Raw genomic sequence first — 13,430 nt, 5'->3', positions numbered from 1 at the left:
TCAGGAATTACGCCTGTATTATCGTTCACCCCCCTCTTATCGCTTCTAATTTATGCAGGGAAGCCAATTTTTAAATTCCAGTCCGTCATAAAACAGGGGATGAGAGGATAGTGTCAGATTTAACTTGTCGAAACTCGCTTACAAATGCTACCAGTTAAGAGATAGTGACTGTTAGCCTCACATTTTGATCTTATGTTTGATGACTTTTGGACAAATATCTCTCGCTATCCCCGTTATCTAGTCGCCATCACTTTGGGGGTTTTATACCCGCTGCTACTGTGGGTAAAACCGCTTTTGGAGCGTCCTGTGACCGCCGTTGGGTTGATTGGTGTAACTTTAGGAGGAATTTTGTTTATTGTATTTACTCTCCGTGCCATGCTAGGCATTAGTCCGGTCTAGACTGGGGATTGTGGACAACGAGTGTCCACCTTGTAGTGAAGGAGAGCGTAAAGTTATGGCGACCAGCCGTCGGGTTTCTCGTGTTGCCTCGCTGATTCAGCAGGAAGTCAGCCAAATGGTGCTGCATGAAATTAAGGATGACCGCGTCGGTGCAGGCTTGGTGAGTGTCACTGATGTCAATGTGTCGGGCGACCTTCAGCACGCTAAAATCTTTGTGTCTATTTACGGCACCGACGAAGCCAAAGCTGAGACAATGGAAGGGTTGAAGTCAGCTACGGGTTACGTCCGCCGGGAGTTAGGCAAACGCGTACGCCTCCGCCGTACCCCAGAAGTGAGGTTTGTCGAAGACCAGGGAATTGAACGGGGCGATCGCATGTTGGCGTTACTCAATCAGCTTAATGAGGAACGCCAAAGCAAAGGATTGGACGACGACTATATCCCAGCAACAGAAGAAGAATAAAGCTTGTGGCGGAATTTTTGCCTGATTTAGACGACCTCTCTCTAGAAGAGATGGTTGCACAAATGCTTGTTGTCCGCGCCTCTGGCTTCCTGTTTGACCACGAAATTCGCTACCCTGCCTGGGAGGCTCCTAACGCCACATTGCGGCATTGGTTGGAAGACGTAGGGGTTGGGGGAGTAATTTTGCTGGGAGGAAGTGCTGGGGAACTCTCAGTGCGATCGCAACAACTCCAAGGTTATGCAAAAGTTCCGTTACTCGTTGCGGCTGATATTGAAGAAGGAGTAGGGCAACGCTTCAGCGGCGCAACCTGGTTTCCACCGCCGATGGCAATTGGGGAGATTGCCTGCCAAAACCTCCTCCAAGCCCAGGACTACGCCGAGCAAATGGGCGCAATTACCGCCTCCGAAGCCCTCGCTATTGGCATTAACTGGGTGTTAGCTCCGGTTGTGGATGTTAACAATAACCCTAACAACCCGGTGATTAATGTGAGGGCGTTTGGGGAAAACCCACACATCGTTAGTCAACTTGCTACGGCGTTTATCCGGGGAGCGCACCAGTATCCTGTCTTAACCAGTGCCAAACACTTTCCTGGTCATGGTGACACGGTAACGGATTCCCATCTCGATTTGCCTGTGCTGGATCACTCTGCCTTCCACCTAGCAGAGATTGAGTTGCCTCCTTTTGCCGCCGCGATCGCAGCAGGAGTGGATACGGTGATGAGCGCCCATCTTCTGATTCCCACCTGGGATGCAGAGCGCCCTGCTACCCTATCGCCGCCCATTCTCACTGATCTGCTACGGGAGCAAATGCAGTTTCAGGGCTTGATCGTCACGGATGCCCTAGTGATGGGAGCGATCGCCAATCGCTATGGTGCCAATGAAGCCCCCGTTATGGCAGTGGAAGCGGGTGCTGATATTTTGCTGATGCCTGCCGATCCAGTCGGGGCAATCCAAGCCGTATGTGCCGCCGTAACCAGCGGACGCCTTACCAAGAAGCGCATCAGAGCCTCCGTCGAGCGGATCTGGCAAGCCAAAGCTAAAGTTACCCCAGGCTTAAACGCAACTGAGCCGACTTCCTACGTAGACCATCTGGCTCAACCTGCTGCTTTCAGCACCGTTACTAACATCCTGGAAGCCTCTGGATGCTACGGCGGTAATGTTCCCTTATCCCTTGATTTAGAGAGCGACACCCCACCGCGCCGCAATCTGATTGTCGTTGATGACGCTTTGGATTGTCGGTTTCTCTCACCCCATACCCCAGCCGTAGCGTTACCAAGACAGTTCGGTTACACGTTGCAAGTGGTTGACCGTAATACTCCAGCTCTGGCGATCGCGGATGTTCAAGCCACACTGCTGCAACTGTTCATTCGGGGCAACCCATTTCGCGGCAGTGCGGGACTCTCGCTGATCCCACAAACCTTGTTGAAGAAATTGTTAGAAACGGGTGAACTGCAAGCGTTGATCGTTTATGGTAGCCCGTATATTTTAGAGCAGTTTTTATCGAATTTACCTTCAACAACGCCTTATATTTATTCCTACGGGCAGATGCCAGAAGCACAAGCGCGGGCGCTGAAGGTGCTATTTAAAAATAGCTTTTAGCTGATGAGCAAATTCTCTTAATCTTTTGTTTACCTATTGCTAATCTAAAACGCCCATTGTCAAGCTTTCATGACATAAACCCCGGCACCAAAGGCTTCTCCATCAACGTTTCCTTTTTTAGGCGGTGTGATATTTCTTTTTCAAAACTTAAATAAGTTTTGTAATTCCTATGGGCTAACAGAATTACTTTGTAACTCTCTATACTGAATAAATTTTCTTAGCGCGCTAATGATTCTTAGACTATAGTTGATCGTAAGGATTGATTCTTTATCAAGTTAAGACTCATGAGTGTTGACACTATGCAATCTGCCCCCTCTGTCCGATACTCGATCGACATTATCCAAGACGAAGCACGCCTGCTTGTGGAAAAGGGGATCGTTAGCCGCCAGCAACCCATCTATGTGCTTTGCCAATACATTCCGGCACGAGAGTGGGTTTACATTGAGTTTGAACTAGAGCGTTGCAACTTCTTGTTACGCGATCGCATCGGTGATTTGATGGGTTCTGAGCAATGGGATAACGACTAAGTTGTTGAGTGTGGAGAATAGACAGGTTGCACTAAATGGTTAGCGCAACGACTCCCAACATTCCAACACCTCAGTTATCCACAAATTCCCAGACGACTCAACCAGCTCTCACCTACTGATCCTGAATTTACTCTCAACCCGTAGCCGTTGACATCTCAAGTACGTCAATCTATTTCCTGCTTAATAGGCGGTACTTGCAAGAGTAACTGGCACGCAAAGCACTACTAACCCTATGTTTTCAAAAGTCACGAAGGGAAATAAAGAGGGTGCTTAAGCCGCCCGTCGTAGAACCCACGCATTAACATCAGTTTCTAGGGACTGATACTAAAAGTTTTTTTGGCGGCTTAGGCACTCATTTTAAAGCTACCTGCAATAGAAAACAGCAAGCCGACCAACTCTCCATCAAGTCGCTATTTTCTTCCTACACCGCTAGATAATTCGCCCTAGCGTTATCAAGAATTAGACTCTGACTGGCGTAGCTTTTCCAATTCAGTTCGGATAGCAGAGATTTGTGTGGTTAGCGCTTCAATTTCTTGCTGGACGTTGGGTGCAGCCGTAGGCTTAGTCGGAGTGGCTATAGGTTCAGTTACCGTGCTATTGCGGGTAGAGGACGAGCTTCCTGAGCTGCTGCGTTGCTGCAACATCGCATCAATGAAACGCCGTGCTTCCTGCTCGGTCACTTCTCCTTTTTCTTCCCACTCCGCTGCCTTCTGACTTAACTCGTTGGTCAGCTCAGAAAGACTCTGGGCGCGTTTTTGCGGGTCTTGCACCGTTTCCATTAAGGAGGCTGTCGCTCCTAGAGAAACGCGAAACCCAGTGTGGAGCAAGTTCAGGAGATTATTAGAGTTCATCTAAAATTGTTGCAGTTGTATTTTTCTTGAGCGGGACAGCCTATGTGTCGCCGCCAGCGTTTAGCAAAGTCTGGCCCAATCCTACGCTTGTACTTTTTCAAGTCAATCATAGATAAATACCAGCAGTTGTGCAGCTTGACGCTGTTATTGTACAGCAGTTGCCAAAAAACCAGTATTTAAGACTCTAGCCAACCTGCTCTAAATACTGACTTAAATCTTCGATCAATCGGGTCAGTTCCGCTTCTGTCGTGAGACGGATATGTTCGTCCCGCAGGGTGATCAGAACTTTAGCGGCAAAGGGAGTCGGCCAAATATTGGGGTTGCAGAAAACCTCCAAAAAAACCGATCCGCCGGAAAACTGATACTCCGTCGGTTTTTGGGGGCTGGGTTTGCTACCGCTACCTTTTGCCTGCGTTGTTACTTTCAGGCTTTCCATCAGTTGGGCGATCGCCGTTTGTAGATCTTTGGCTGCATCGGGGGTGAAATTAAACGAGACAGAACCCTGAGTCAAGTTAAGGGTGAGTTGCGGTAATGCCATAAGTAATGAATCTTAATTTTTTGAGGTTAATGCTAGCAGGTGTTTTTAAGCCCCTGAAAGAATCTACCAAACAATCAGCTTCCTTGACATTTATGATTAGAATCAATCCCAAAAAGCAAGTTAATTTTTAGCTAGTAAAGAGAGCCAGAATCATTGCCAGAGCGCGCTCGAGCGGGTTTTTACAAGTCTCACTCCTGTCAATATTTCCGGATCGGAACTGTTGCGGGAGAATTTGCCGTGGCTGGTAGATGAAATGGCGTTCGCGCCGGAAGCGATTTATGCGATCGCCCTGCAAGTTCCCGGCGTCATCAAATGCCACGACATCGCCTCCCGTGGATTGTTAGGGCGACAAGCATTTGTTGAAATGCATTTAATTGTTGATGCCAAGGATGTCGAAACCGCTCACGCCATTACGGAAGAAGTGGAAGCCCGTCTGGAAGAACGATACAGTCCAGTCAGGGTGTTAATTCACGGTTGAACCGCCAGAGTACCAGCGCGATCGCATTAGCTTTGAAAGTAGTGCTGAGTCCTGAGTTCTGGAAAAAAAACTTCCATTCTTGGTTGCGTACAAAGTATGGGGGAATCTTGCTCCGCTTCACCGAAGGCTTTTCATAAGGCTAGAATTATCAAAAATTCAGCTATTTTTTGTTAAAAACCGAATAATTGCGTGAAAACAGACACAATCTTTTACCGTCTCTTTCAGTCCTTTCCCAGCATATTTTTTGAACTCATCAACCACCCTCCACAAGAGGCAGATAGATATCAATTTGCCTCTGTTGAAGTCAAGCAACTATCTTTCAGGATTGATGGAGTATTTCTTCCTGCGGCTGACGCACGAGAGCAACCCATCTACTTTGTAGAAGTGCAGTTTCAATCCGACGCCCGATTGTACTCTCGCTTTTTTAGCGAAATCTTCCTCTACCTCGACAAAACCGAATTGGATAATAATTGGCGTGGCGCGGTAATTTTGCCCCGTAGAAGTATGGATACCGGGGAAACAGAGCGCTATAGTGAGTTGCTCAATTCTGAGCGGGTGTCCCGAATTTACCTTGATGAACTTGGAGAAACCTCAGAGCAATCCCTCGGCATCACGACAATCCAATTAGTGGTTGCACGGGAAGAGACAGCTATAGAACAAGGAAGAGAATTAATCGAGAGAGTTAAAGTTGAAATAGGAGACGAGCCACAAAGGCGAGAACTCCTTCAATTAATCGAAACGATTTTGGTTTACAAGTTGCCACGGATCAGTCGTAGGGAGATTGAAGCAATGTTTAGTTTGAGCGATCTAAAACAGACAAGAGTTTATCAGGAGGCTTTAGAAGAAGGTAGGCAAGAAGGCAAGCAACAAGGTAGGCAAGAAGGTAGGCAAGAAGGCAAGCTAGAATCTGTACCCTTTATGCTGAATTTAGGAGCGACGGTAGAACAAATTGCTGAGGCGCTAGGTTTGGATGTCGAGCAGGTGCGGCAGGTGGCACAGCAGGAAAAACTTTAAGGAGATGACAATAGAACAACTAGAGCCTAACTACGTGTTTTCCACAGATAGGGATACTTTTCCACAGTTTAGGCGTTAGTTTTCCACAGAAACTAAAGAAAAGGTAATCTTGTCAACATTATTTTTGACAAAAACAAATCTGATCTTTATGTAAGTTAGAGCTAAGCTTATTGAATCTTTACATAGTCGCCTAATTCTCAGTACTCGATCAATCAATGGGCATAAACCAACCTGATTCTTAAAGACGATCAGGGGTTAATTAGTGCAAATTGACCCCTGATAATTTCTGCCAACTTGTCGAGGTTTTGATGGTATCTGTCTTTCTGGTTACTGATGCTGGACTATTCCCACTCAATAGTGCCAGGGGGTTTGGAGGTGATGTCATAAACCACCCGATTCACACCTTTGACTTCATTGACAATCCGGTTAGAAATAGTTTCTAACAAGTCATAGGGAACCCGCGACCAATCAGCGGTCATGCCATCTTCGCTGCTGACTAAGCGCAAGACGATGGGGTAGGCATAGGTACGCTGGTCGCCCATCACACCGACACTCCGCACCGGGAGCAGCACCGCAAATGCCTGCCAGAAATCGTGGTACATCCCTTGCTTATTGATTTCATCGCGAACGACAAAGTCAGCATCGCGCAGAATATTCAAGCGCTCAGAAGTGACTTCACCGATGATGCGAATCGCTAAACCGGGGCCAGGAAAAGGATGGCGACTGACAATTTCTTTCGGTAAACCGATGGAGCGACCGACTTGCCGCACTTCATCTTTGAAGAGTTTCCGCAAAGGTTCAACGAGCTTGAAGCGCAAATCCTTGGGTAATCCACCGACGTTGTGATGGCTCTTAATTTTGACAGCAACTCGCTCTCCCGTTTTGGGATCGATGTTGGTATCTGCTGATTCAATTACGTCGGGATAGAGGGTGCCTTGTGCCAAGTAGTCAAAGGGGCCAAGGCGTTTGGATTCTTCTTCAAAGACGTGAATAAATTCGTGACCAATGCGGCGGCGCTTTTCTTCCGGGTCAGTGATGCCAACCAGTCTTTCTAGGAAGCGATCGCGGGCGTTAACATACTCTACCCCAATGTGGAATTGCTCTTTAAAGAGTTTCACCAATCGCTCTGGCTCCTCTTTCCGCATGAATCCTTGATCGATAAACATGCAGGTGAGTTGGTCGCCAATTGCCCTGTGGAGTAGGAAGGCGAGGGTGGAGGAATCTACACCACCAGACAACGCCAGCAGCACCCGCTTCTCTCCAACCCGAGCGCGGATTTCCCGAATCGATTGCTCCACAAAGGCAGCGGTTGTCCAAGTAGGCTCGCAGTCACAAATATGGTAAACAAAGTTGCGAATTAGCGCCAGACCGTATACGGAGTGGACTACTTCCGGGTGAAATTGGACGCCGTAGAACTTTTTCTCATGGTGGGCGATCGCCGCACAAGGTGTATTCTCAGTATGTGCCAAAATCTCAAACCCGTCTGGAAGCCTGGTACAGGAGTCGCCGTGGCTCATCCACATTGTCGAGCCATCTTCCACATTGGTGAGCAAATCTGTGGGATCGTCAATTAACAGCGAAGCTTTACCATATTCGGCTCGCTTTGCCCTGACAACTTCCCCTCCAAGCTGTTGCACCATCAGCTGCATTCCATAGCAAACGCCCAAGACGGGGATACCTAAGTCCCAAATTTCCGGGTCACATTGAGGCGCACCTTCGTCATAGACGGAATTAGGGCCACCGGAAAGGATTATGCCTCTGGGGTTGAGTTGTTGCAGTTGTTCAATCGTGGTGCGGTAGGAAAGAACTTCCGAATAAACTTGTGTCTCGCGAATGCGACGAGCAATTAGTTCTGAGTATTGGGAGCCAAAGTCCAAAATCACAATTATTTGACGATTGAGCTGCCCTAATGACTCAGTTTCAGGCAATTTCTCTGTCTGTAGTTTCACTGATATGTTAGTCCTGTCAATGGTATAAAGTACAAAAATCTCGCTGTCAAAGTATGTCCTTGAAAGCGAGAATCTATTCTATGAATAGATAGGTTGAAACTCAATGGTTTCTATAGATTAAACCAATAGATATTCCTTCAAAGTTAACATAATCGAGGCAATAACACCGCAGCGTTTTGGCTCTTGACGATAATTTCGCGGTGGCGATCGAATAGCACCGAACCCACTTGCAGGGTTTGCTGGCTATGTTTGTGGATGTAAGCCTGGGTACGGGTGTCAATGGTTGCCGCGATCGCCTCATAAACCCGGTGTACCCAATTACTTCCAGTTCCGGCATCTACATCCCGCAAGCACTGCAACGCCGCTTCTGCTGTACTACAGGCAAATACCTGCTGGAGTAGCGGCGTCGGTAAACCAAGATTGGCACAGTGAGCCGTGAGAATTTCTAATCGTCCATCTGCTAGATGGTGATGGGTGTGAAAAATTCCTCCCGCTAGCTTAATCAACTTCCCGTGGTAGCCAAACAACACAATTGCCTTCACCTGCTGTAGCCCCGCCGCTACCAGCAATGGCCCCAACCAGTTCGCTGTTTTCACCAGTTGCTGCGGATTTATCCCCAGTTTCTCTGCCAAATCCAAGCCATTTTCCCCAACACAAAACACTAAGCAGTCAAACTTCCCAGCTTTCCGGGCTAAATTCTCCCGGTACGCTTCCAATTGCCCCGGTGCGCTCAAGGGCTGAGAAATCCCCGTTGTTCCCAGCAGCGACAGTCCTTCCACCACCCCAAACGCCTCATTAGATGTCCTTAAAGCCAACTGACGCCCTTCCGGGAGGATAATTGTCACCTTGATTGTTTCGTTCGGTACTAGTTGACGCTTGAGATTTTCTCGTAATAAGCGCTCGGCATAGGCATAAATTGCCGCTTTCCTTCCCGCCTGTAGTTGTTGCCCAATACCCTCACCGCCTTCGAGGATAATGGACGACTCTGGCGTTTGGGGCGTTTTTGGCTGCAATTCTACTAAAGCCCAGATGGGTGTGTTGCGAGTCAGATCGAGATTATCGCCCGGATCGCTACGGGTAACGGCTAACGCTTTTCTTTTACCAAATCTTGCTACTTGTTCAATGGGAATCTCTACCGTTTGGGCAGGTGCAATCAAATCGATAGACACAGCCTTAAAGGGTTGAGTGTCTTCACGTAACCAGCGCAGCGCCGCCACCGCCGCCGCACAAGCAAACACAGGTAAAGTGTATCCAGAACGCGGTTGAGAGCCAGTCATTATAGGGATGAAGTAGGTGTTATGGGGGAGGATGCGATCGCCCTAAGTGTAAGAAGCGATCGCTAAATTTTAGCCCCTATCCCTAATTTCCCTTGCCTTTAAATACGCCGGGGTAATAATTTTGCTGTCTAGAGCAGCAAGGGCATCATCCAAGGTGTTGTAGTGGTAAGGTTCCAACACCCAGGAACAGGATTGAATTTCGCTCAACAAATCCGATTTTTTCTCACTGGAAACCTGCACTAAAGGCTGCACGGGGATCGATGGTAACTTCGGTACAATCTGCTGCAACTCTTTGAACAGATGCTGGGCATCAGTGGCATCAGCAATGATCAACTGAGATATCCCGGCGAGGGTAAATAGGACTTCAATCTTCAAGTCCTTACTAACATCAGTGTGGCAGTCTAGAGCAATGGGCACATAGTTTTGGTTCCGCAGCGCCTCCCGCAGCACTTCCAGAAAGTCCTGGCGTTCTGGAGTCGCAAAGTTACCAACAATCAAAGCAACTTGGGCAGTAATTTGATCAACAACCTGATGAATTATTTGGTTATTTAAAAGCAAATAGATAAGCTGGGCAACTTCTAGGTAATCAACAGTAACGATTGGCTCACCTAAGGGTGTAATCGACAGGCTGGATTGATTTGCCCCTTCTAGATTTAAACCCCAAGAGGAAATGCCGTAAATGGAACATCCTGCCAAATTGGCATCCATAAAGTTCGTTTTGAGCAACCTTGCCCCGCTTAGATCTGCCCCGCTTAGATCTGCCCCGCTTAGATCTGCTCCCTGTAAATCTGCCCCAATTAAATTTGCCCCGCGCAAGTCGGCTTGACTGAGGTTGGCTCCGACTAGACAAGCGCCCCGCAAGTCTACATCCCTGAGATCTGCGCCAATCAGGTAAGAACCACTGAGATCGGCTCTACCCAGGTAAACCCATTGCAAATTGGCATCCGTCAAGTTGACTCGGCTTAAATTCGCTTCAAACAAGTAAGAGCTGCTGAAGTTAACTTCCGTGAGATTTGCCTCGCTGAAGTTTGCCTGACTCAAGTAAGCCCCTTGGAGATTGCTACCCTGCAAATCACTACTCCGCAAATCTGCTCCCAGAAGATTTGCTTCGCTAAAATCGCAGCCGCGTAGAATCGCACCCCGGAAGTTGATCCCACCGAGGTTTGCCTGACTCAATACAGCACTGCTGAGATCTAAGTTGGCGCTTGGTTGAGTTTCTCGCCACTGATTCCAGGTGTCTACTCCTTGTTCAAGGAGGGTTAGTTGTTGCTCTTTTGCCATATTGTTTTTGGGGATGAGGTTTGCGATCGCTCTAATAGTCCTCACATATAAGAGATTAGCCGAATCAACCTAGTTGCTAGGGCGTCCTATTTCTAACGCTACTGCCTGTAGCATTGTGTTAGCCTTAATCAAATTTAAATATTGATTCAAGCACTGACTCCCCTTGTGGGCAGGAACGCTTGAGTTTTTTTTTTGCTAGTCCCGCGAACGGTCGCCAGGATGAGCTGTACGACGAGTGGTTTAGGCGATGGTCTATTCCTAGAGGATTACCACATCCTTCTCTAGGTTACAAAGTGTTTAAAACCATTTCTTTCTGTTGAGTGATGCTCCGCCGGGGGCTTAATACCTATTGTTCAAAGCATTACCCAGGCAGGTTAACCACAATGGTTAGGCAAGTCGTCGATGTCGGTGTAGGAGAAGAAACACTTCTTCCCCCATCCCCGGAGATTTCTCTCAATCCAGCATCGTCAGAGGCAGTGATTCTTTCCCAGCCGCTGAATCGTTCTAAGACAGCCGTTCGCACCAGTCTCCGAGCCTCTACCTTTGATGGCGTCTTTTCTGCCATCTTCACCAGCACTACCACAGGGATTTTGCTGACTAATTTCTTGTTGGAACTCGGAGCAACGAGTGTAGAAATTGGTTTGCTTGCCTCAGTTCCCATGTTAGTGAATTTGCTGCAACCCTTGGGTGCTTACCTGGCTGCTCAAACTAGCAGCCGTTATCGCTATGGGTTGTGGGTTTTTGGCTTTTCGCGGCTCCTTTGGCTCGTTTTGGTGCTGGGGATTACTCAGGTGAGTGACGCCCACACAGAACACCATCACATCGTCCTATGGACATTGGGCATCGTTCTAGCCAGCCATATCTTCAATGCCTTGGGAAGTGCCTCTTGGTTGAGCTGGATTGCCGTATTAGTACCGCAACAGTTGCGAGGGCGATATTTCGGTGTTCGTAGTAGTGCGGCTAATTTGATTAACTTAGTGGGAGTGCCACTGCTGGGGCTGGGAGTATCGGTATGGCGGGGAGGAGCAATCCAAGGCTACGGCGTGGTGCTGTTTATTGGGGTGATTGCTGGGTTAATTAGCTTGGTCTTTCAGGGCTTTATGGTGGATATCAATCCCCAAACGCCCTTGCCAGAGCGTCCAGGTGTTGCGAGTAGCGCTAGCAGCCAATCGGGACAAGGCTGGTTAAAAGACCGGAATTTTTTGACATTTTTGGTGTATTGCGGACTATGGACATTTGCCGTAAACCTCAGCGCTCCGTTTTTTAATATCTACATGCTGGACAACCTACAGCTTGATGTCAGCGTGGTGACGCTCTACAGCAGCTTTACAGCTGGGGCAAATTTGCTGATGTTGGTGATGTGGGGAAAGCTCGCGGACAAGATTGGCAATCGCCCGATTTTGATTTTGGTAGGGATTTTAGCGGCGATTGTACCTTTGTTGTGGCTGCAAGCTGGGGCAAACTCCATGTCATTGTGGGTTTGGCTCCCTTTGATTCACCTATTTAGTGGTGGAGCTTTTGCTGCTGTGGACTTATGCAACAACAATATGCAGATGAGTGTTGCTCCGGTTCGTTCTCAATCAACGTATTTTGCGATCGCGGCGGCGATTATGGGTGTTTCTGGAGCCATGGGAACTGCTAGCGGGGGTTTTCTGGCGCAGTTTAGTCATCTTGGGGGTCTACCAGGATTATTTGCCCTCTCTGGGGTCTTACGGCTGGTGGCTTTATTACCCTTGGTGTTCGTTTTAGAACAACGCTCTCAACCCGTGATGCAGTTAGTGCGATCGCTGAAGGTTTTTCAGATTTTTCGCAAACCAATTTTCCTCCCACCTGTCAAACCGCCGCAACCTGTCTTTTTGCAAGCGGTGAGACTGGCAATTCGCCTGCCTCGCTAAGATGGGGAATAAGGAGTTTTGAATTCTAAATTAGACAGACTTCAATATTTGGTTATCAGACACAGGTGATTTATCTGCGTAGCCGCTTATATCCTGGTACTCAATCGCAGAATACTCATGAATACCGTCGATTATCTCCGAATTAGTCTGATTGACCGCTGTAACTTCCGTTGTCAGTACTGTATGCCGGAAGGGACAGAACTCGACTATATTCTGCGCCAGGAATTGCTAGCTCATGAGGAACTGCTAACTTTACTGCGGGAAGTTTTTATCCCGGTAGGATTTAGGAAGTTTCGCCTCACTGGGGGGGAACCCTTGCTGCGTCCGGGAGTGGTGGACTTAGTCAGGGCGATCGCTTCGTTTCCCGAAACCCAAGACTTGGCAATGACGACGAATGCCTTTTTACTGGCGGGAATGGCACAAGACCTTTATGATGCGGGGTTGCGGCGGATCAATATTAGTCTAGACTCTCTGGCTCCAGAGACCTTTGACAAAATTATTGGCAACCGGGGGCGATCGCGTTGGCAACAAACCTGGGACGGGATTCAAGCCGCGCACCGCGTCGGTTTTGATCCCCTAAAGTTGAATATAGTGGTAATTCCGCGAGTAAATGACCAAGAAGTGCTGGATTTAGCTGCCTTAACCATTGAACGGCAGTGGCACGTCCGATTCATTGAATTTATGCCGATTGGCAATCCAGAATTATTTGGAGAGCGGGCATGGGTGCCGTCGGAGGAGTTGCGGCAACGTATCTGTCAGGCGTTCGGTTTAATGGAATCCCACGTCCGGGGTAACGGCCCGGCGGATGTTTTCCAGATTCCCAACGCTAAAGGAACTTTGGGCTTTATCAGTCAGATGTCGGAATGTTTTTGCGATCGCTGTAACCGGATGCGTCTTTCTGCCGACGGTTGGCTACGCCCTTGTCTGCTCAACGAAACGGGTCAAATTGACCTAAAAACTGCCCTGCGTAGCGGTGTCAACCTGGCTGACTTGAGAGAGCAAGTCAGAGAACTCTTGCTCCTCAAACCCGAAATCAACTATAAACAGCGAGATTCCGGAACAGCCGGCACTTACACTCGCACAATGTCACAAATTGGCGGCTAAAGGTTTATTGACACTCCCACGGTTGCGCTAAAAGCTAAAACCGTGGGATTCTTGGGTCA

Annotated in this window: 12 protein-coding genes and 1 pseudogene; 8 read left to right on the top strand and 5 right to left on the bottom strand. The window is 48.3% G+C overall.

The features are described 5' to 3' along the window. Positions 1-192: 192 nt before the first annotated feature. The 4 genes from AC5JR3_RS09200 (at position 193) to AC5JR3_RS09185 (ending at position 2,984) form a co-directional block, all read left to right on the top strand. Positions 193-399, top strand: a complete 207-nt coding sequence (locus AC5JR3_RS09200; protein WP_495845178.1) for a DUF751 family protein — start codon at positions 193-195, stop codon at positions 397-399. A gap of 55 nt (positions 400-454) precedes the next feature. Further along, positions 455-859, top strand: a complete 405-nt coding sequence (gene rbfA, locus AC5JR3_RS09195; RefSeq protein WP_495845177.1) for a 30S ribosome-binding factor RbfA — start codon at positions 455-457, stop codon at positions 857-859. A 50-nt stretch (positions 860-909) separates the two neighbouring features. Further along, positions 910-2,457: a glycoside hydrolase family 3 protein gene (locus AC5JR3_RS09190; RefSeq protein ID WP_495845654.1), complete on the top strand. Its 1,548-nt coding sequence runs from the start codon at positions 910-912 to the stop codon at positions 2,455-2,457. Between the two features lie 284 nt (positions 2,458-2,741). Further along, complete coding sequence (locus tag AC5JR3_RS09185) at positions 2,742-2,984, top strand: DUF4327 family protein (RefSeq protein WP_495845175.1); 243 nt, start codon at positions 2,742-2,744, stop codon at positions 2,982-2,984. A gap of 452 nt (positions 2,985-3,436) precedes the next feature. Here the strand turns inward: AC5JR3_RS09185 and AC5JR3_RS09180 are convergent, their stop codons facing one another. After that, on the bottom strand, positions 3,437-3,835 hold the full coding sequence (locus AC5JR3_RS09180) for a hypothetical protein (protein ID WP_495845173.1): 399 nt from the start codon (positions 3,833-3,835) through the stop codon (positions 3,437-3,439). A 184-nt stretch (positions 3,836-4,019) separates the two neighbouring features. After that, positions 4,020-4,373, bottom strand: coding sequence for a hypothetical protein (locus tag AC5JR3_RS09175; protein WP_495845172.1), 354 nt, complete (start codon positions 4,371-4,373; stop codon positions 4,020-4,022). A gap of 205 nt (positions 4,374-4,578) precedes the next feature. Here AC5JR3_RS09175 and AC5JR3_RS09170 point away from each other — a divergent pair. Both AC5JR3_RS09170 and AC5JR3_RS09165 read left to right on the top strand, forming a co-directional pair. Next, a pseudogene (locus AC5JR3_RS09170) lies at positions 4,579-4,906 on the top strand (cation diffusion facilitator family transporter); the annotation flags it as partial. 134 nt (positions 4,907-5,040) lie between these two features. Beyond that, complete coding sequence (locus tag AC5JR3_RS09165) at positions 5,041-5,865, top strand: Rpn family recombination-promoting nuclease/putative transposase (protein WP_495845170.1); 825 nt, start codon at positions 5,041-5,043, stop codon at positions 5,863-5,865. A gap of 341 nt (positions 5,866-6,206) precedes the next feature. Here the strand turns inward: AC5JR3_RS09165 and guaA are convergent, their stop codons facing one another. From guaA to AC5JR3_RS09150, 3 genes are all read right to left on the bottom strand, one after another. Continuing rightward, a complete protein-coding gene (gene guaA / locus AC5JR3_RS09160; protein ID WP_495845168.1) occupies positions 6,207-7,814 on the bottom strand; it encodes a glutamine-hydrolyzing GMP synthase in 1,608 nt (535 codons plus the stop codon). A gap of 143 nt (positions 7,815-7,957) precedes the next feature. Beyond that, positions 7,958-9,091: a cobalt-precorrin-5B (C(1))-methyltransferase CbiD gene (gene cbiD, locus AC5JR3_RS09155; protein WP_495845166.1), complete on the bottom strand. Its 1,134-nt coding sequence runs from the start codon at positions 9,089-9,091 to the stop codon at positions 7,958-7,960. A gap of 69 nt (positions 9,092-9,160) precedes the next feature. Next, the gene (locus AC5JR3_RS09150; RefSeq protein ID WP_495845164.1) at positions 9,161-10,372 is read right to left on the bottom strand and encodes a pentapeptide repeat-containing protein; all 1,212 of its coding nucleotides are present in this window, start codon (positions 10,370-10,372) and stop codon (positions 9,161-9,163) included. Between the two features lie 383 nt (positions 10,373-10,755). On the opposite strand from AC5JR3_RS09150, the gene AC5JR3_RS09145 reads away from it, so the two are divergent. Together AC5JR3_RS09145 and moaA are read left to right on the top strand one after the other, a co-directional pair. Then, positions 10,756-12,267 carry an MFS transporter gene (locus tag AC5JR3_RS09145; protein WP_495845162.1) on the top strand — a complete coding sequence of 504 codons (1,512 nt, stop codon included), beginning with the start codon at positions 10,756-10,758 and terminating at the stop codon, positions 12,265-12,267. 117 nt (positions 12,268-12,384) lie between these two features. Then, positions 12,385-13,371 carry a GTP 3',8-cyclase MoaA gene (gene moaA / locus AC5JR3_RS09140; protein WP_495845160.1) on the top strand — a complete coding sequence of 329 codons (987 nt, stop codon included), beginning with the start codon at positions 12,385-12,387 and terminating at the stop codon, positions 13,369-13,371. Positions 13,372-13,430: the final 59 nt, after the last annotated feature.

This window comes from Kastovskya adunca, assembly GCF_059505785.1.
This window is presented reverse-complemented; position numbering and strand designations above follow the sequence as displayed.